Genomic DNA, 18131 nt, shown 5'->3' on the forward strand with positions numbered 1-18131 from the left:
CCATGGGTAAGACGTTATATCAAAAATTGTTCGAAGCGCACGTGGTTCATGAAGCGCCGAACGAAACGCCGCTGCTGTATATCGACAGACATCTGGTACACGAAGTGACTTCCCCACAGGCCTTCGACGGCCTGCGTGCGATGGGCCGCAAGGTTCGTCAACCGGGGAAAACCTTCGCGACCATGGACCACAACGTGTCCACGCAGACCAAAGACATCAACGCCAGTGGCGAGATGGCCCGCATTCAGATGCAGGAGTTAATCAAGAACTGTGCAGAATTCGGCGTTCAACTGTATGACCTGAACCACCCGTATCAGGGCATCGTTCACGTTATCGGCCCTGAACAAGGGATGACGCTGCCGGGTATGACCATCGTCTGCGGTGACTCACACACGGCAACGCACGGCGCGTTTGGCTCACTGGCTTTCGGTATCGGTACGTCGGAAGTAGAACATGTGCTGGCAACGCAAACCCTGAAACAGGGTCGCGCCAAAACCATGAAGATTGAAGTCACCGGCGATGCACCACACGGCATTACCGCGAAAGACATCGTGCTGGCGATCATCGGTAAAACCGGTAGCGCAGGCGGCACTGGTCATGTGGTTGAATTCTGCGGTACAGCTATTCGTGCGCTGAGCATGGAAGGCCGTATGACGCTGTGTAATATGGCGATTGAAATGGGTGCGAAGGCAGGTCTGGTCGCGCCGGACGAGACAACCTTCAACTACCTGAAAGGCCGCCAGTTTGCACCGAAAGATGCAAATTGGGATGCCGCCGTTGCGTACTGGAGTACGCTGAAATCCGATGATGACGCGCAGTTCGATACGATCGTCACGCTGGATGCCGCGCAGATCGCTCCGCAGGTTACCTGGGGTACTAACCCCGGTCAGGTTATCGCCGTCAATCAGGAAATCCCTAGCCCTGACTCTTTCAGCGATCCAGTAGAACGAGCCTCCGCGGCTAAAGCGCTGGCCTATATGGATCTGCAACCCGGCATTAAACTGACCGACGTGAAGATCGATAAAGTCTTCATTGGCTCCTGCACCAACTCGCGCATTGAAGATTTGCGTGCAGCAGCAGAAATCGCCAAAGGGCGCAAAGTTGCCGCTGGCGTTCAGGCTATCGTCGTACCTGGCTCCGGCCCGGTAAAAACGATGGCGGAGCTGGAAGGGCTGGATAAAGTGTTCATCGAGGCGGGCTTTGAGTGGCGTTTACCGGGCTGTTCTATGTGTCTGGCGATGAATAATGACCGCCTGAACCCCGGCGAGCGTTGTGCATCAACCAGCAACCGTAACTTTGAAGGCCGTCAGGGTCGCGCTGGCCGCACCCATCTGGTCAGCCCGGCAATGGCTGCGGCAGCGGCAGTGACGGGTCGCTTTGCCGACGTCCGCGAGTTGAATTAAGAGAGAAACCGACATGGCTAAATTTACCCAACACACAGGTCTGGTGGTTCCTCTGGATGCCGCTAACGTCGATACCGACGCCATCATTCCCAAGCAGTTTCTGCAAAAGGTGACGCGTACCGGTTTCGGCCAGCATCTGTTCCACGACTGGCGTTTTCTGGACGATGCGGGCCAACAGCCCAACCCTGAGTTTGTGCTGAACCAACCGCATTACAAAGGGGCGAGTATCCTGCTGGCGCGGGAAAACTTCGGCTGTGGCTCTTCCCGTGAGCACGCTCCGTGGGCGCTGACCGATTACGGCTTCAAAGTCGTTATCGCCCCAAGCTTCGCCGATATTTTCTACGGCAACTCGTTTAACAACCAACTGCTGCCGGTGAAGTTGAGCGATGAAGAAGTGGACGAGCTGTTCAAGCTGGTTGACGGGCAGGAAGGCATTACCTTCACGGTCGATCTGGAAAATCAGGTCGTTCAGGCGGGCAGCAAAAGCTATCCGTTCGAAATCGACAGCTTCCGCCGTCACTGCATGATCAATGGGTTAGACAGCATCGGCCTGACGCTACAACACGAAGCGTCTATCACCGAGTATGAAAAGAATCAGCCAGCCTTTTTGAACTGATTAAAGATTACAGATAGCCCAAAGCCCGCACTGTTATTTGCGGGCTTTTTCTTTTTGAAGAATGACGTGGATTACAGCAACCCGGCAATGAGATAAAAAGCCAGCATACTCAAGAGCACCGCGACCACAATATTTCTGATAAAAAACGAAATCACGACACTCACTATTGCGCCGAGAAAATACGGATTATCAGGAAATGCGCGAATAACACCGTGGTCCATCAAAATAATCGGTCCGCAAATTGCGGTGAGTAAACAGGGTGCTGAATACTTTAACGCCCGATGGAGTAAAACCGGGATTTTTACTGGCACCGCGGGTTCAAGAAAGATATAGCGATTAAAAAACACGATCCCTGCCAGAACGAATATCAATAACCAGCTCATTTTTCTTCCTTAAGCACAGACGCAATGAACACAGAGAAAAACATGCCGCCGACACCGGCAATAGCAATGGCACCGTCTACCTTGAAATAGCTTAATAGCATCGACAACAGCAGAGAAAACAGGACGCCAGAGAAGGTACTGATCTTCTTTATCATCGGTACAACGATGGTGATGAACGTGGCAACGATAGAGTAATCAAGGTGATACTTATCTAAATCGGGTACAGATGAGGCCATGACCACGCCAAGAATACTGAAGATATTCCAGAAAATATAAAAGGTGAAACCCGCACCGATTAAATAGCTGGTACTAACGTTGTTCTTTCTGTCTTTCTTTTCACTGAGTGCAAAAAGCTCGTCTGATAATAAAAATCCGATAGGAAGCCGTTTTCTTAATTTCAACGTTGAAACATATTCACGTAGCGTCAGACCATATATCAGGTGCTGTGCGGTGATAAAAAAAACGGAGATTAATAGCGTCGCGACATTCGCCCCAGACATGAGCAAACCAAGCGCCACGAGTTGCGCCGCTCCCGCGAAAATAATCGCGGACATCCCGATACTTTGCCCGACAGATAATCCCGATTGAATAGCCATAGAACCAGCCAGAATGCCCCAGGGCACAACGGACAAACAGAGCGGCAGCATTTCAACCACGCCGGTCATAAAATGCTTCCACGGACTAACGGTGTCTTTTGATTCAGACGATGAACGGGCTACGGTGTTTTCCATATAACATTGCACTACCAGAAATAAATCGATAGCGGAAAACTAACAAACCGTCTTTTAAGAGTATTGGATAAAGTTGCTACCCTCGGAATAGAGGGACAGCCTATTTATGCGTAGCCTTTAGCAAACTCGCCAGGCGTCAATCCCAACGAGTTTTTGAAATGGCGATGGAAATGGCTCTGGTCGGTAAAACCACACGATACGGAGACATCAAGGATAGCACCGCCTTTGCGCAATAGTGCCTTAGCCTTGCGCAGGCGAGCCTGAATCAAGTAGGCATGAGGCGTAATCCCCACCACCGCTTTAAACTGTCGTAAGAAGTGCCACACACTGAGTTCAGCCAGCGCGGCTAATTCAACGAGAGCCAGTTCTCTCTCAGGATAGCTGTCCATAAACGCTTTAACGTTCAGTATATTTTGGGTCGCAACGGGCAGCATCTGTGGCGTCAGGCGCGTCTTGCTATAGCGCATCGTCAGCCAGGTTAATGACGACAACAGCAGCGTTTCTTTCAAGAGCATATTGCCCGGCTGAGCGAGCATATTGAACGTCATGAGCAGCTGATCCGACAGCCCAGGGTCGTGAACAACCGCGTCGGGAAACCACGGAATGGAATCCTTTGAGCGTTGAAGATCCTGATTAATCGAACGAAAAAGATCGGGATGCGGATAAATGGCGCGATAGGCCCAGCCTGTTTCTACTTCGGAGCTCCCCGTGTGTACATCGTCCGCGTTCACAAGAATGATGTCACCTTTGGGGGCAACATGCTCTGCACCAGAGCGATAAAAACGCTGAGCCCCCTGCTCAATCACGCTGATACAATACGTATCATGCACATGGCGAGGAAAGCGCTGCTGATAGTACTGCGCCTGCAACATATCCAGACCACCTAATGCTTCCAGATGCCTGAAATGTGTCTGCTCTTGCACTACCGGCTTTTTCTGCACGCGTTAACCCTCTTATCATTTGTACAAAATTGCTCTGGCGGAAACGACATCTGCGTACTTCTTTATAGATAGCCAGAAACAGCGTACCTGTTTCACTGATTCTATCAGAAGCGGATTCACATCCCCATGCTGGAAAAAACTGCAAAAAAAGCCAGCGACAAAGCCGCTGGCCATTGATGATACATTCTTGTCTTTTTACGGCTCTTGGCTTTTTACCAACCGGGTCACATCAGATGAAACCGGGACACGCCAAGATTCAATCGCTCGGCCTGCTGCTCCAGCGAGGCGGCAGACGAGGAAGCCTCTAGCACCAGCGTCGCGTTTTGTTGCGTAACCCGATCCATTTCTGATATCGCTAACGACACCTGATTGATACCGCTGCTCTGTTCATCAGACGCCAGCGCAATCTCATTCATGATGCGGGTGACGTTATTAATTTCAGCCACAATCTCGGCCATCGCTTTACCCGCTTCGGATGCCAGCGTCGTTCCCTCTGTCACTCTGGCTTCGGATTCTTTAATCAGTGCGGCAATTTCTGTTGCGGCGTTAGCCGAGCGCTGTGCCAGATTACGTACTTCTCCTGCCACCACCGCAAATCCTTTACCCTGCTCGCCCGCTCTCGCTGCTTCAACCGCCGCATTCAACGCCAGAATATTGGTCTGAAATGCAATCCCGTTAATGAGCGCGATAATCTCAGAAATCTTATCTGAACTCTTGGCGATATCCGCCATAGACCCCACAACCTGTTCAACAATGCTGCCACCGTTCACCGCTTTGGTTGAGGTCTCCGTCGCCACAACGCTTGCATGATGCGCATTATCGGTATTCTGCTTCACCGCAGCCGTAAGTTGCTCCATGCTGGCCGCCGTTTCCGCCAGCGCTGCGGCCTGCTGTTCAGTTCGTGCAGACAAATCCGTATTACCGACGGCAATTTTCGTCGAACTGCTGTGAATCGACTCTGCGCTGTCACGTACCGAGCCAACCGTTTCGGAGAGCGAGTCCTGCATTTGCTGGATGTTGTTCCCCAAAATACCGATTTCATTCCGCCCGACATCTACACTCGCGCGCGTTAAATCTCCGTGCGCGATTGCCTGTATGCGCGACACCCAATACTGCACTGGGTTAATAATGACTCGACGAATTAATAAGAACGTCATGCCCGTTAATACGATCGCCAGAATAAAGGCACCTATCATGAGCGTATAGCCCAGAGTGGAATTCCTTTCAGCCGTCACATTAATATTTTTTGCCATCTCAACCCGATAAAGATAGGACGCCTTCAACGGCACATCATATTCATCATCCAATTTAGACAGGGTCGTCGACTCAAACGCATTGAGTTCTTCCACATTGCCCTTCTTCGCTATGTCAAACATAGGTTTAATACCGCGTTCAACATAATCGCCATAGCGCGCTTTTAATTCGTTATCGCGGGCGAGTTCAACATCAGCGCGAACCGACCTATTTTGATAGCCATTAAACATTTGCTGAGACAGCGACAGGCGTTCTTCAGCCGCTTTCATACTCGCATTGTAGTTATCAGTAAGACCATTACGTAAGTGATTCACAGCATGTAGCAAATTCATACGCGCTGCACGCATATGATTAGCACTATCAACAAGTTCCATTCGAACATTCAATTCCAGCGTCGAACTATTTAACGACTGTTCAGCCTGCTTAAGAAAATAGGACGATGTGGAAACTGCCAAGGCAAAAAGTAGTAAAACACCAGAAAAAACAACGATAAAAAGGGGTGTCAGTTTGATGTTGTGCACGCCGGGTGCAGCGTGCCAAGGTTCTGGTTTTTCGTAAATCGCTATTGACTGATAAGGAACATCGCTCATTTTTACACCCGTCGAGTTATTCAAAAAATTGCTGTGAAGTAAATTGCTGGTAAGCAAGAAAAAATAAAACGCCGCTACATGTTACATAATATTTAAAGGTTGTAACAATGTGCGTTAAACACAAGATAAAAAAAAGTGGACTATAAAAAATAATTTTATTCATAGGACCGCCATCACAAAAAAACCGCCTATAATTTCAACTAAAATAGTTTCTCAAAAAAACAATTTAGAATGAAAACCATTACACTAAATTAGTGAATTATTTTAGTCATTATTCTTACATTAATATTAATTATAAGAGAAAAAACAGATTAACGGAGTCATTCTTTTTTATTGAAAATAAACACGCTTTAACATTCAACATTACTGATTGATTTATTATTTCGTCATTCGGAATATAAAAGCATCACGCTACGGCACGCCCGGATTAACGTTCACCTATGCCCTCGAGCTTCGGCACGCTGTCGCCCGTCTAAAACCGGTGGAGTAACCCGCCGTAAGCATGCCCGGTGTCTTTCTCTGCGGGCATGCTTCCTCTCCAGTCTTCTTCTTCAATTTGCTTTTGCGAAGCTGCGCGCAGGCCGCTCACGCCGTTTAAATGTCAGCTAAATAAGCAGGTATATTTCATTCTCGACTAGCGCTCATGTTGACATTTGTCAACGCATGAACATACCATGACCCTATATCGCGATGAAAAAACATCCAAATAAGCATATTCAGGCAGCCATTGAATACGCGTTAGCGCAGGGCTGGCATTTTTATCCCAGCAACGGGCATGCATTTGGCAGGCTTATCTGCGGCACGCCGGACCACAGTACCCATATGATGAGTATTTGGTCCACGCCATCAGTCCCGGAAAATCACGCAAAGCAGATCCGCCGCAACGTCGATAGCTGCCTGACCATGTTGAAACAATAGAAGATATATATGGCTTACCGAGGAATTTATGACAACGTATCACTTTTCTCTCACGCTATCGGGCGTTTCCGCAGACACCGCAGGACTGGAGGATGCGCTTTTTACCAGCGGCTGCGACGATGCCTTGATCTGCTTCTATGGCAGTGCCGTCTATCTCGAATTTGATCGAGAAAGCCCGCGTTTTTCTACCGCAGTCATTAGCGCTATTCATGATATTGAATCCGCGAGCATCAAAGCCAAAGTCCACTCCGTCGATGCAGCCTGGGTTGGGATCAGTGACATCGCGGCCTTGTCCGCGCTGTCTCGTCAGGCGATTGCGCTTCTCAAAGACGGAAAACGTGGTGCAGGTGATTTCCCCTCTCCGGTCCAGCGCTTACGCGGTACATCACCGCTGTGGGAATGGAGCGATGTTGCCGATTGGCTAGCCAAACAAAAAAAAATACCACAAGAATTAGCCGACAATGCTCAGGAACTTGCCACGATTAATCTAGCCTTGCAGATACGCAATACCCGTCAGCAGGACGAATTAGCACGTTATTGCGCATTGCTCAGCGAAGGTCTGCCATTACGTGAACAAAGCATCACGTAAACAACACCTCTGAGACCTACCTACCATGCAAACCACCCGCAGCAGCCAAAGCTAGCAGCAGGTAAACACCATAAAAAAAGCCAGCGAAAAAACTCGCTGGCTGGTGAAACGTCACCATTACTCAGAATTCTTTTTCTCACACCACCTAGAACCAATGACGATATTCGTCGTCGGACATGTCTTTCAGGTGCCACTGCGTCGCCTGCTGTAGTAATGCAATGCGCTGTTGGGTAGACATCCATCGCAACCACTTCGCTTTACAGGTCGATAAGTAGGCTCGATAGAACTGGGACAAACGGGAAATTGCCATAAGCCACCTCCTCTCTTTCCTTGTTAGAAAGTATCGACGTAATATAGGGAAAGATAAATTGATGACTTTAGTGCAGGGAGTTCCTCTTTTATGTCTTCTCCTCGATTGCAGCAACAGTTCATCCGCCTGTGGCAACATTTTCAGGGACAAACCACCGACACCACGCTGCAAGAGCTGACTGGTGTGTTGAATTGCTCACGCCGCCATATCCGTTCGCTGCTGAACGCGATGCAGCAAGAAGGCTGGCTGGTCTGGCAAGCCGAAGCCGGAAGAGGAAAACGCTCGCAGCTCTCCTTTGTGTATACCGGATTGGCGCTACAGCAACAGCGTGCCGAAGATTTGCTGGAACAGGATCGCATTGAACAACTGGTGCAGTTGGTGGGTGACAAGGAAGCAGTACGCCAGATGCTACTTGCCCACCTTGGGCGGAGCTTCCGGCAGGGAAAACACATTCTGCGTATCCTCTATTACCGTCCTTTACGCAATTTACTGCCCGGCTCGGCGCTACGGCGTTCAGAGATGCACATTGCCCGGCAAATTTTCAGCGGACTCACCAATATAAATGAGGAAAATGGGGAAATTGAACCCGACCTAGCTCACCATTGGCAGATGATCTCCCCCCTGCATTGGCGCTTTTATCTGCGCCCGGCTATCCGCTTTCATCATGGGCGCGAGCTCACAATGGATGACATCACCACGTCACTCTCTCGTCTTATTCCGCTTCCACTCTTTTCTCATATTGAAGCCGTAACGTCGCCGATGCCGTTCGTGATCGATATCCAGCTAAACAGCCCGGATAAATGGCTGCCGTGGCTATTAGGCAGCGTGCACGCCATGATTTTGCCGCAAGAGTGGAAAACGCTACCGGATTTTGCCCAACACCCAATTGGCACTGGCCCTTACGCCGTGGTGCGTAATAACAGCAATCAACTGAAGATCCGCGCCTTCGATGATTATTTTGGCTATCGAGCGTTGATTGATGAGGTCAATATCTGGGTCCTGCCGGACGAACCGGAGGAAATGCCGGTGTCCATCCAACTCCAGTCTGACAATTCTCGTCACGAACAGTTGGAAAGCCGGATGGAAGAAGGCGGCTATTTCCTGCTATTCGACAAGCGTTCGCCGTTAGCATCACGGCCAGAAGCTCAGCAGTGGCTCAGGCAGGTATGTAACCCGATTTCGCTACTCAACCACGCCAATACCAGCAATCAGCGTGACTGGTCACCGGCCTACAGCCTGCTCCCGCGCTGGCACCATCACCATCCCGATGTGCCGCAATCCCTTCCGAAAGGGCTGACGGAGGTCACACTCACGTTCTATCAGGCACACCCTGAATACCGGATATTAAGCGAGATTATGCGCACGCTACTGGCGCAGCACGGCGTCACGCTGCATATCCAGACGGTCAGCTACGAAGACTGGTATCAAGGCAATGCCGAGAGCGATATCTGGTTTAGCAGCGTGAACTGTTATTTGCCGCTCGAATTCTCCCTGTTCGCGATGATCTACGAGCTCCCGCTGGTGCAGCACTGTCTGGATGACGATCTGCATGCGGACGCGCAGCAGTGGCGCAATCACTCACTGCCGATGGCGGAATGGTGTGAAAAACTGATCGATAGCGGCCAACTGTATCCGCTGTTGCACCACTGGCTGCAACTTCAAGGGCAACGCAGTATGCGTGGCGTCAGGATGAATATGTTGGGCTGGTTTGATTTTAAATCAGCCTGGTTTGCACCGCCGGAACGCTGAGAGCCTTTCGCTGCCCGACTTAACCCTTTACAATGTGCCGTTCTCAACGGGGTGCGGAAAATTTTTCGCTGAGAAGATACCCGTCGAACCTGATCCGGTTAATACCGGCGAAGGGATTTGAGAGTGCGGCTTATTGCTGCCTCAAAGTCCTTTGCCACCCTATGATTCTCAGGAGTGCAAAGTGTTAAATCAATTACTACACCGTTCAGCCACCGCGCTGAAAATCAGCCTGCCTTGCCTGTTACTGCTCTCTGCTTCGGCTTTCGCCAAGCCTGCGCTTACCGTTTATACCTATGATTCATTCGCTTCCGAATGGGGTCCGGGCCCTGTCATCAAGACCGCATTTGAAAAAGAGTGCGAGTGCGAACTGAATTTTGTCGCACTGGAAGACGGTGCCTCGCTGCTGAACCGTCTGCGTATGGAAGGCAAAAACAGCAAAGCGGACATCATTCTGGGGCTGGACAACAATCTATTGCAGGCAGCAGAACAAACCGGCCTGTTTGCGCCACACGGTCAGGACACCCATGCCGTCACGGTGCCAGGCGGCTGGAGCAATAAGACGTTCGTTCCTTACGACTACGGCTACTTTGCATTTGTGTATAACAAAGACACGCTGAAAAACCCGCCGAAAAGCCTGCATGAGCTGGTGGACAGCAATGCACCGTGGAAAGTGATCTATCAGGATCCACGCACCAGCACGCCGGGACTGGGCTTACTGCTGTGGATGCAGAAAGTGTACGGCGACGATGCGCCGCAAGCGTGGCAGAAGCTGGCGAAGAAAACCGTTACCGTAACCAAAGGCTGGAGTGAAGCCTACGGTCTGTTCCTGAAAGGGGAAGCGGATCTGGTGCTGAGCTACACCACGTCACCGGCCTATCACATCATTGAAGAAAAGAAAGACAACTACGCGGCGGCCACCTTTAGCGAAGGGCACTATCTGCAAATTGAAATCGCCGGGCAGTTGGCTTCCAGCAAAAATCCCGAACTGGCAAAACGCTTTATGCAGTTCATCCTGAGCCCAACCTTCCAGCAGGCGATCCCTACCACAAACTGGATGTATCCAGCGGTTAAAACCGACCTGCCTGCGGGCTTCGCGGCGCTCGCGGTTCCTGAGAAAGCCATGCAGTTCAGCGCACAGGACGTTGCCGACCAAAGGACGCAGTGGATTCAGGCATGGCAACGCGCCGTCAGCCACTGATCGGCGGACGCCTGTGGCCGGGGCTACTGGCCACAACGCTGTTAATTTCCGTTGCCGTCCTGGCTTTCGGCGCGCTGTGGCTACAGGCGCCCGAAAGCCAGTGGCGCACGCTATGGCATGACAGCTATCTCTGGCATGTCATTCGGTTTACCTTCTGGCAGGCCTTTCTCTCTGCGCTGTTTTCTACCGTTCCGGCGATCTTCCTTGCCAGAGCGCTGTATCGACGGCGCTTTCCCGGCCATCGCTGGTTGCTACGCCTGTGCGCGATGACGCTGGTGCTGCCCGTGCTGGTAGCCGTTTTTGGCCTGCTCAGCGTTTATGGTCGGCAAGGCTGGCTGGCCTCTGCGCTGGGCTGGTTTGACCTGAAATACACGTTTTCGCCCTATGGGTTGCAGGGCATCCTGCTAGCGCACGTCTTCTTCAACCTGCCGCTGGCGACCCGATTGCTGTTGCAGTCGTTAGAAGGCATCGCTACCGAGCAGCGTCAGTTGGCAGCGAATTTGGGTATGAACAGCTGGCAGCATTTCCGTCTGCTGGAATGGCCTGCCCTGCGCCGGCAGATTTTACCCACTGGCGCACTGATTTTTATGCTCTGCTTCGCCAGCTTTGCTACGGTGCTGTCGCTGGGCGGTGGCCCGCAGGCGACCACAATTGAGCTGGCTATCTATCAGGCATTAAGTTTTGATTACGATCCGGGGCGCGCGGCACTGCTGGCGTTAATTCAGATGGTCTGCTGTCTTGGTTTGGTGCTGCTGAGCCAGCGGCTGGGGCGCATTCTGCCCGTCGGTAGCACGCAGCAACTTGCCTGGCGCAACCCGCAGGATAGCGCCTTAAGCCGCCTCACCGATGGCCTGCTGATTGGTGCGCTGTTGCTGCTGGTCGTCCCCCCTTTACTGGCCGTGGTGGTCGATGGTGTGAACCGATCGCTGGTTACCGTGCTGCAACAGCCTGTGCTCTGGCAAACGCTGTTTACCTCGCTGCGCATTGCCTTAGGCGCGGGACTCCTGTGTCTGGTGCTAACCATGATGCTGCTCTGGAGCAGCCGCGAGCTAAAATTACGCCAAAAACCACTGTACGGGCAGTTGATGAACCTGAGCGGTATGCTCATCCTCGCCATGCCGGGCATTGTGTTGGCAACCGGCTTTTTTCTGCTGCTGAATAACAGCATCGGGCTACCGCAATCCCCTTACGTGCTGGTGGTGTTCACCAACGCACTGATGGCAATTCCTTACGCGATCAAAGTGCTGGAAAACCCGATGCTGGACGTTGCCGAACGCTACAACCGACTCTGCACGTCGCTGGATATTCGCGGCTGGCAGCGGCTGAGACTGATCGAACTCGCCGCGCTGAAACAGCCGCTGGCGCAGGCGTTGGCTTTTGCCTGCGTGCTGTCGATCGGTGACTTCGGCGTCATCGCGCTGTTCGGTAATGAGCAGTTCCGCACGTTGCCATTCTATCTGTACCAGCAAATTGGTTCCTATCGCAGCGCCGACGGCGCAGTCACGGCGCTACTCTTAATGCTGCTGTGCTTTATGTTATTTACCCTGATTGAGAAACTGGCAGGCCGTCATGATCGCGCTTGAGAAATTAACCTACTTCTATCAACACTTGCCCATGCGTTTTGATTTCCACGTCAAACCGGGCGAGCGCATCGCCATCCTCGGCCCCAGCGGCGCAGGGAAAAGCACGCTGCTGAATCTGGTTGCTGGCTTCCTGATGGCAGACAGCGGGGAATTACGGCTTAACGGCACATCTCACCGCGAGACGCCTCCCGCTAAACGACCGGTTTCGATTCTGTTTCAGGAAAATAACCTGTTTCCTCATCTGACAATCGGGCAAAACATCGCGCTGGGGCTACACCCCGGCCTGCGGCTTAGTGCAGAACAGCGCGAGACGTTACGGCAGATTGCCGATCGGGTCGGTCTGGCCGATCTTCTGGATCGTCTACCCTCGCAGGTTTCCGGCGGACAGCGCCAGCGCGCAGCATTGGCACGCTGTCTGGTGCGCCATCAGCCGATTCTGCTATTGGATGAGCCGTTCTCGGCACTCGATCCCGCGCTGCGTCAGGAGATGCTCGATCTGGTTGAAAGCGTGTGTCAGGAACGTCAATTCACGCTGTTGATGGTATCCCACAATCTGGATGATGCCATGCGAATCGCAAAACGTACGGTGCTGATCGTAGACGGGCAGATTTATTATGATGGGCCGACTCAGGCGCTACAGGATGGCAGCGCCGAGGCGGCCGCCATCCTGGGAATTTCACGTCCGCCTTCGGATTGAAGAATTAAGGCAAAGCCTGATAGCGCAGGTTGCTAAACGTGACGTCGCCCTCGCCTGAAGCATACAGGGCAGGCCGCAGACTGAGGAAATCATACGCGACGTTGTGATGGTAGCCGGACACTTCCATCTGCACCGGATATTTCTTCCACGGTTCCTGATCCGAGGTGCGGGTGTAGAACGTCACAATGTGGCGATCGTTTTTCATCAGAATCTGCACCTCATTGCCCGTAATATGCGGCAGTTTCTTCTCCGCCCTTTCCAGTCCGTAGCGATGCATGACGGTGCCGTCCTGATTAAACGACAGCCCGACGTATAGCTTCGCGTTATAGAACAACAGCAACCCTGCCTGTGCGCCGGGGGAAAAATTCGCCGTAACCTCAATCTGATAAGCCTGATCGCCAGGAATCATCGTGAGCGGCGCGCTGTCCTTCGGCGACGTGCCTTTTGCCTTCAGGTGCAGCTTGCCGTCGCTAAGCGTGACCCGCTTCAGTTCCTCCGCATTGGCGCGGTAGAAATGCCAGCGAGCCGGAAATTTCTCGTCGGTAAAGCTATCAGACCAGCCGATGCCGTGAGGCACTGCCTCGCCGCCTTCCGGCTTGCGAATCGGTTTGCCGGTATCGAATCCAGCGGATGTAAACCAGCCATCATCACCCCAGACGATCGGCTCCAGCATCGCCTGCCGCCCCAGTGTCATAAAGCCGTTTTCATAACCGTGATACACCATGTACCAGTTTTTATCCGGCCCTTCGATCAGCGTCGCATGGCCGCGCGACCACCATTTTTCTGAACGATCCTGCGTGCGGATAATCGGGTTATGCGGCGAGTTTTCCCACGGTCCGTTGATCGATTTCGATCGGGCGGCAATCACCATGTGTCCGGTCGGAGGCCCAGCCGTTCCACCTTCCGCCAGCACCATGTAGAAGTAGTCACCGTGGCGCAGCATCTTCGGCCCTTCCTGCGAGAAGCTTTCCACATCCCACTCTTCCGGGTACTGCCATCCCTGATAGACCACCGCCATTTCACCGACCGTCGATAGCCCGTCGTCCGTCAATTGCACGCGGTTGCCGCCAGACATAAAGATGTAACGCTTACCGTCCTCGCCTACCACATGGCCTGGATCGCTGGCCGGATTTTTCAAGCCGGTATCTTTCGGCGGCGTCCACGGGCCATGAATATCATCGGCGGTAATCACATACAGCGTTTTCTTTTTCGTCCCTTTGGCGTCGATAATCCGGTTCGTGGTGAAGTAGATATAGTATTTGTCGTTGTGCTTCACCAAATCCGGCGCCCAGATGGCATCGACGGGCGTCGTGATCGCAGGACTCAGCGGCTCCCAGTTCACTAAATCACGCGAGTGCCAAATCAGCAGTCCGGGGATATCGTCAAATGACGAGAACGTCATGTAATAGTCATCTCCATCCTTGATAATCGTGGGGTCAGGATGATCGCCCGCAATAATCGGATTGAGATAACAGCCATTGCCCAAATCCGCCTGACGCTGCTGTTCAATACCCCGCATCCATTCATTGGCAGGGCCAGCCTGACAGGCTATCGCCTGACCAATACCCACTGCCATCAATAAGATACCGCTCAATACGCCTTTCCCTACCACTCGGGACACGCCCATTTGTCACCACCCACTATCCCAATGATTATTTTATAATTTATAACATTGAAACCCTGTTCCAATTGTGAAAGTAATCACGCTTCTCTCGGTTATACGGCGAAAAATCAAGCGGTGAAATTTTCAATATACTGTGACCAATTCGACATATTCAGTTTTTATCCCTTGTGGGTATTGTGTCTTTTTGTACTGCTGTGCTTATATGGATTGACGATTGATTACTCATTCGAACACAACACTCGACCGCAATTAGTTCGAACATAAATAACTCGAACATAACGAATATAAATAGGATTCCCGTGACACACTATTCTTCTTCCACTTCAGCACTACTACACACCGCGCATGTTGACGCGGTCGTCGTCGTGCGCGTGGTCGTCGTGGTCGTCGTCGGCAGCGCGCCGTAACGGGTTCCGAATCGAAGATTCTCAAACCCCGCCGGCGCAAGCCGAGCGGGGTTTCTTATTTCTACCCTCCCCGCTCCGACACCGCACCGGCCCTGATGAAGGATGTAAACATGCGTTATACAGGCGCTCAGTTAATTGTTCGGCTGCTCGAACAGCAGGGCATCACCACCGTAGCGGGTATTCCCGGCGGCGCGGCCCTGCCGTTATATGATGCACTGGGTCAAAGTAAGACGATTCGCCACGTTCTGGCTCGCCACGAGCAAGGCGCGGGATTTATGGCACAAGGCATGGCACGTGCCAGCGGACGCGCCGCAGTTTGTATGGCTTCCAGCGGACCGGGAGCGACCAACCTGCTCACCGCCATCGCCGATGCCAAACTGGATTCGATCCCGCTGGTGTGTATCACCGGTCAGGTGCCTTCCAGCATGATCGGTACCGATGCGTTTCAGGAAGTTGATACCTATGGCATTTCTATTCCCGTCACCAAACATAACTACCTGGTTCGCGACATCAACGAACTGCCGCGCGTGATCCCAGAAGCCTTTCGTATTGCGCAGTCGGGCCGTCCCGGCCCCGTATGGATCGATATTCCAAAAGACATTCAGAACGCAACCATTGAGCTGAGCGAACTGCCGGGTGTCTTTCCTCTCGATACGCCACCCGCCATTGCCCAGCAAGAAATCGAGCGTGCTGCGGCCATGATTAATGCGGCTCAGCGACCAGTGCTCTATCTGGGCGGTGGGATTATTAGCAGTGCCGCGCACGAACAAGCAGTTCAACTGGCGGAACGTTCTAGCCTGCCAACCACTATGACGCTGATGGCGCTGGGTACGATGCCTGTCGATCATCCCCTGTCGCTTGGGATGCTGGGCATGCACGCCGCACGATCAACCAATCTGATCTTACAGCAGGCAGATTTGTTAATTGTGCTGGGGGCACGTTTTGACGATCGCGCGATTGGTAAAGCGGAACAGTTTTGCCCGAATGCCAGCATCATTCATATCGATATCGATCCCGCCGAACTGGGCAAGATCCGACAGCCGCACGTGGCGATCAACGCGGATGTCGCGCAAGCGCTGGATCAGCTGCTGCCACAGATTACGCCGCAGCAGCGTGACGTATGGCGTACCACCGTCCGCGGGCTGCAACAGGAATTTCCGTTCAGCATGCCGGGCGCTGACGATCCATTGAGCCATTATGGTCTGGTTCAGGCGACGGCACAGGCGCTGACGGATGATGCCATCATCACGACCGATGTCGGCCAGCATCAGATGTGGGTCGCGCAGTCTTATCCTCTGCGTCGTCCACGCCAATGGCTGACATCCGGCGGGTTTGGGACGATGGGTTTTGGCCTGCCTGCGGCGATTGGCGCGGCGCTGGCTGAACCGAATCGCACCGTGGTGTGTTTCTCGGGTGATGGCAGCCTGATGATGAATATTCAGGAAATGGCAACCGCGGCAGAAGAAGGACTTAACGTAAAAATCGTCCTGATGAACAACCAGTCACTCGGTCTGGTTCACCAACAACAGGATATGTTTTTCCAGAAGCGTATCTTCGCGGCCGATTACCGCTACAGTGCGAATTTCCTCGCAATTGCCGCAGGTTTTGGCTTTGCAACCTGCGATCTGAACGCCGCTGCCGATCCACAGGCCGCGCTGCAAGAGATGCTCAACCAACCAGGCCCTGCGCTGATCCACGTACTTATTGACGCCAATGAAAAAGTGTTACCCATCGTGCCACCGGGCGCCGCGAACATCGATATGATCGGAGATTAATGACTATGTCAATTCAACCCACTTCGCCAACGCAAGCAACGTCAAATCAGGTCACGCTGGAACTCTCGGTGCGCAACCACCCCGGCGTCATGTCACACGTTTGTGGCCTATTTGCCCGCCGGGCATTTAACGTGGAAGGCATTCTATGTATGCCGCTGGCAAACGGCGAGGAAAGCCGGATCTGGCTACTGGTCAAAGATGACCAGCGGCTACAGCAAATGATCAGTCAGGTGGAAAAGCTGGAGGACGTCCTTCAGGTTCGCCGTCACGGTGAAGAAATGCGTATTTTCGAGCAGGTCGCTGAGTTTTACTGCTAAATGGCTTGGCCGGGTCTTTCCCGGCCTGCCCAACCTTAACCGTTTAACACCTGCCATAGCAGATGGCGGTAAACGGGCATCAGCGGGTGCTGTAGTAGTACGATCAGCAAGGCAACCGCCGCCACGGACATCACGGGCGCGACCCAACGCAGACGTCTGAGCGGCATCTTTCTGCTAAACCAGTCATGATGTTTACGTTTATCACTGCGCCACCAGCGCCAGTTTAGCCAGCCTGCGCCCCACACCATGATGGCAGTAATCAGCAGCAGCCACTTAAATCCTGCGCTATTCGTCCCCGCGGGAATATCAATCGCAACGCCAGCCAGAATGCCGGGTAAGAAATAGGCCGGCGGCCACAGCAGGCAGCCGATGATATTCGGCACGGCAAATTTATAAGGCGGTAACCCCAGCATCCCCGCCACCATCGGGATAAGCGGACGCGTCGGGCCGACAAAACGCCCGATCAGTATCGTCGGCATCGGGTGCTGATACAGGGCATATTCGGTTTTACTCAGCAACGCCTGATGCTTTTTCAGGAAAGACCAGTTATGCAGCGGTGCCTTAAAACGCATGCCAATGAAATAGGAAATCCAGTCCCCTAGCAGGCAACCGATAATCCCTGCCGCCCACACCGGGTAAAGCCCCATTTGTCCGCTGCCGATCAGTGCACCCAGCGTCGCCATCATCACCGTTCCCGGCAACAGCAGCCCTACTAAAGCCAGAGATTCGAGAAAGGCAACCAGCATGACGGCGATCAGTGAATACGCTAGCGATTGAGTAACCAGATGATCCAGCCACGCTTCCATAAAATCTACCCGTACGTTATAAAAATAAGGATTGTCTGGATCATAGCAGAAGCCGTCAACTCCTGATTTCACCCCATCATTCGATTGTGGCTACGGTAAAAATCAACACGACGTATTACCACACGATTTCGTCCCTCAGGCACGAGCGCCCCCGTCTGCTAGCACGAAACCCTGCAATATCCTACTGAAAATATGTAGCATAGTTTATCTATTCCGCGTTGAAGCGATCTCAGCTCGCAG

The 18131-nt window shown here is 52.6% G+C and carries 18 protein-coding genes and 1 riboswitch; of the genes, 11 read left to right on the forward strand and 7 right to left on the reverse strand.

All coding sequences use genetic code 11. The annotated features are described in order from the left end of the window. Positions 1–2: 2 nt before the first annotated feature. Positions 3–1403, forward strand: coding sequence for a 3-isopropylmalate dehydratase large subunit (gene leuC / locus BUB06_RS10915; protein ID WP_010298066.1), 1401 nt, complete (start codon positions 3–5; stop codon positions 1401–1403). Positions 1404–1416: 13 nt separating this feature from the next. Beyond that, the gene (leuD, locus tag BUB06_RS10920) at positions 1417–2019 is read left to right on the forward strand and encodes a 3-isopropylmalate dehydratase small subunit (RefSeq protein WP_010681723.1); all 603 of its coding nucleotides are present in this window, start codon (positions 1417–1419) and stop codon (positions 2017–2019) included. A 71-nt stretch (positions 2020–2090) separates the two neighbouring features. Here the strand turns inward: leuD and BUB06_RS10925 are convergent, their stop codons facing one another. The 4 genes from BUB06_RS10925 to BUB06_RS10940 form a co-directional block, all read right to left on the reverse strand. Beyond that, positions 2091–2402, reverse strand: coding sequence for an AzlD domain-containing protein (locus BUB06_RS10925; protein WP_039470036.1), 312 nt, complete (start codon positions 2400–2402; stop codon positions 2091–2093). Next, positions 2399–3133 carry an AzlC family ABC transporter permease gene (locus BUB06_RS10930; RefSeq protein WP_039470034.1) on the reverse strand — a complete coding sequence of 245 codons (735 nt, stop codon included), beginning with the start codon at positions 3131–3133 and terminating at the stop codon, positions 2399–2401. The genes BUB06_RS10925 and BUB06_RS10930 overlap by 4 nt, the downstream gene beginning before the upstream one ends. A 104-nt stretch (positions 3134–3237) precedes the next feature. Beyond that, the gene (locus BUB06_RS10935) at positions 3238–4074 is read right to left on the reverse strand and encodes an AraC family transcriptional regulator (protein WP_039470032.1); all 837 of its coding nucleotides are present in this window, start codon (positions 4072–4074) and stop codon (positions 3238–3240) included. A 224-nt stretch (positions 4075–4298) separates the two neighbouring features. Next, positions 4299–5918: a methyl-accepting chemotaxis protein gene (locus BUB06_RS10940; RefSeq protein ID WP_039470031.1), complete on the reverse strand. Its 1620-nt coding sequence runs from the start codon at positions 5916–5918 to the stop codon at positions 4299–4301. Between the two features lie 690 nt (positions 5919–6608). Here BUB06_RS10940 and BUB06_RS10945 point away from each other — a divergent pair. Further along, positions 6609–6836 carry a hypothetical protein gene (locus tag BUB06_RS10945; protein WP_039470030.1) on the forward strand — a complete coding sequence of 76 codons (228 nt, stop codon included), beginning with the start codon at positions 6609–6611 and terminating at the stop codon, positions 6834–6836. A 28-nt stretch (positions 6837–6864) separates the two neighbouring features. Continuing rightward, positions 6865–7425, forward strand: a complete 561-nt coding sequence (locus BUB06_RS10950; RefSeq protein WP_039470029.1) for a helix-turn-helix transcriptional regulator — start codon at positions 6865–6867, stop codon at positions 7423–7425. Between the two features lie 145 nt (positions 7426–7570). Here the strand turns inward: BUB06_RS10950 and sgrT are convergent, their stop codons facing one another. Next, a complete protein-coding gene (gene sgrT, locus BUB06_RS10955; protein WP_010299720.1) occupies positions 7571–7735 on the reverse strand; it encodes a glucose uptake inhibitor SgrT in 165 nt (54 codons plus the stop codon). A 90-nt stretch (positions 7736–7825) separates the two neighbouring features. Between sgrT and sgrR the strand changes: the two genes are divergently transcribed. The 4 genes from sgrR (at position 7826) to thiQ (ending at position 12962) form a co-directional block, all read left to right on the forward strand. Then, positions 7826–9484 carry an HTH-type transcriptional regulator SgrR gene (sgrR, locus tag BUB06_RS10960; protein WP_039470028.1) on the forward strand — a complete coding sequence of 553 codons (1659 nt, stop codon included), beginning with the start codon at positions 7826–7828 and terminating at the stop codon, positions 9482–9484. Positions 9485–9521: 37 nt separating this feature from the next. Continuing rightward, a riboswitch (TPP riboswitch) is annotated at positions 9522–9618 on the forward strand. A gap of 83 nt (positions 9619–9701) precedes the next feature. Then, positions 9702–10682, forward strand: a complete 981-nt coding sequence (thiB, locus tag BUB06_RS10965; RefSeq protein WP_139294539.1) for a thiamine ABC transporter substrate binding subunit — start codon at positions 9702–9704, stop codon at positions 10680–10682. Next, positions 10658–12265, forward strand: a complete 1608-nt coding sequence (gene thiP / locus BUB06_RS10970; RefSeq protein WP_039470024.1) for a thiamine/thiamine pyrophosphate ABC transporter permease ThiP — start codon at positions 10658–10660, stop codon at positions 12263–12265. The genes thiB and thiP overlap by 25 nt, the downstream gene beginning before the upstream one ends. Continuing rightward, positions 12252–12962, forward strand: a complete 711-nt coding sequence (gene thiQ, locus BUB06_RS10975; protein ID WP_039470021.1) for a thiamine ABC transporter ATP-binding protein ThiQ — start codon at positions 12252–12254, stop codon at positions 12960–12962. Before thiP ends, thiQ begins: the two co-directional genes overlap by 14 nt. A 4-nt stretch (positions 12963–12966) precedes the next feature. On the opposite strand, the gene BUB06_RS10980 is transcribed toward thiQ, so the two are convergent. Beyond that, positions 12967–14589 carry a family 43 glycosylhydrolase gene (locus BUB06_RS10980; RefSeq protein WP_039470020.1) on the reverse strand — a complete coding sequence of 541 codons (1623 nt, stop codon included), beginning with the start codon at positions 14587–14589 and terminating at the stop codon, positions 12967–12969. 296 nt (positions 14590–14885) lie between these two features. Here BUB06_RS10980 and BUB06_RS22465 point away from each other — a divergent pair, with 296 nt between their 5' ends. From BUB06_RS22465 to ilvN, 3 genes are all read left to right on the forward strand, one after another. Beyond that, entirely contained in the window at positions 14886–14993 is a 108-nt protein-coding gene (locus BUB06_RS22465; RefSeq protein WP_072012954.1) for an ilvB operon leader peptide IvbL, read from the forward strand. Positions 14994–15103: 110 nt separating this feature from the next. Further along, a complete protein-coding gene (ilvB, locus tag BUB06_RS10990) occupies positions 15104–16768 on the forward strand; it encodes an acetolactate synthase large subunit (RefSeq protein ID WP_039470018.1) in 1665 nt (554 codons plus the stop codon). Positions 16769–16773: 5 nt separating this feature from the next. After that, positions 16774–17085, forward strand: a complete 312-nt coding sequence (gene ilvN / locus BUB06_RS10995; protein ID WP_029368145.1) for an acetolactate synthase small subunit — start codon at positions 16774–16776, stop codon at positions 17083–17085. A gap of 35 nt (positions 17086–17120) precedes the next feature. Here the strand turns inward: ilvN and BUB06_RS11000 are convergent, their stop codons facing one another. Continuing rightward, positions 17121–17891 carry a DedA family protein gene (locus tag BUB06_RS11000; RefSeq protein ID WP_039470016.1) on the reverse strand — a complete coding sequence of 257 codons (771 nt, stop codon included), beginning with the start codon at positions 17889–17891 and terminating at the stop codon, positions 17121–17123. Positions 17892–18131 lie beyond the last annotated feature (240 nt).

The organism is Pectobacterium carotovorum (assembly GCF_900129615.1).
GTDB lineage: Bacteria > Pseudomonadota > Gammaproteobacteria > Enterobacterales > Enterobacteriaceae > Pectobacterium > Pectobacterium carotovorum.

Excerpts from the sequence above, each read along its gene's own strand:
- leuC (WP_010298066.1), top strand. The coding sequence starts at position 3 with ATGGGTAAGACGTTATATCAAAAATTGTTCGAAGCGCACGTGGTTCAT.
- leuD (WP_010681723.1), top strand. The coding sequence starts at position 1,417 with ATGGCTAAATTTACCCAACACACAGGTCTGGTGGTTCCTCTGGATGCC.
- BUB06_RS10925 (WP_039470036.1), bottom strand. The coding sequence starts at position 2,402 with ATGAGCTGGTTATTGATATTCGTTCTGGCAGGGATCGTGTTTTTTAAT.
- BUB06_RS10930 (WP_039470034.1), bottom strand. The coding sequence starts at position 3,133 with ATGGAAAACACCGTAGCCCGTTCATCGTCTGAATCAAAAGACACCGTT.
- BUB06_RS10940 (WP_039470031.1), bottom strand. The coding sequence starts at position 5,918 with ATGAGCGATGTTCCTTATCAGTCAATAGCGATTTACGAAAAACCAGAA.
- BUB06_RS10945 (WP_039470030.1), top strand. The coding sequence starts at position 6,609 with ATGAAAAAACATCCAAATAAGCATATTCAGGCAGCCATTGAATACGCG.
- BUB06_RS10950 (WP_039470029.1), top strand. The coding sequence starts at position 6,865 with ATGACAACGTATCACTTTTCTCTCACGCTATCGGGCGTTTCCGCAGAC.
- sgrT (WP_010299720.1), bottom strand. The coding sequence starts at position 7,735 with ATGGCAATTTCCCGTTTGTCCCAGTTCTATCGAGCCTACTTATCGACC.
- sgrR (WP_039470028.1), top strand. The coding sequence starts at position 7,826 with ATGTCTTCTCCTCGATTGCAGCAACAGTTCATCCGCCTGTGGCAACAT.
- thiP (WP_039470024.1), top strand. The coding sequence starts at position 10,658 with ATGGCAACGCGCCGTCAGCCACTGATCGGCGGACGCCTGTGGCCGGGG.
- thiQ (WP_039470021.1), top strand. The coding sequence starts at position 12,252 with ATGATCGCGCTTGAGAAATTAACCTACTTCTATCAACACTTGCCCATG.
- BUB06_RS10980 (WP_039470020.1), bottom strand. The coding sequence starts at position 14,589 with ATGGGCGTGTCCCGAGTGGTAGGGAAAGGCGTATTGAGCGGTATCTTA.
- ilvB (WP_039470018.1), top strand. The coding sequence starts at position 15,104 with ATGCGTTATACAGGCGCTCAGTTAATTGTTCGGCTGCTCGAACAGCAG.
- ilvN (WP_029368145.1), top strand. The coding sequence starts at position 16,774 with ATGTCAATTCAACCCACTTCGCCAACGCAAGCAACGTCAAATCAGGTC.
- BUB06_RS11000 (WP_039470016.1), bottom strand. The coding sequence starts at position 17,891 with ATGGAAGCGTGGCTGGATCATCTGGTTACTCAATCGCTAGCGTATTCA.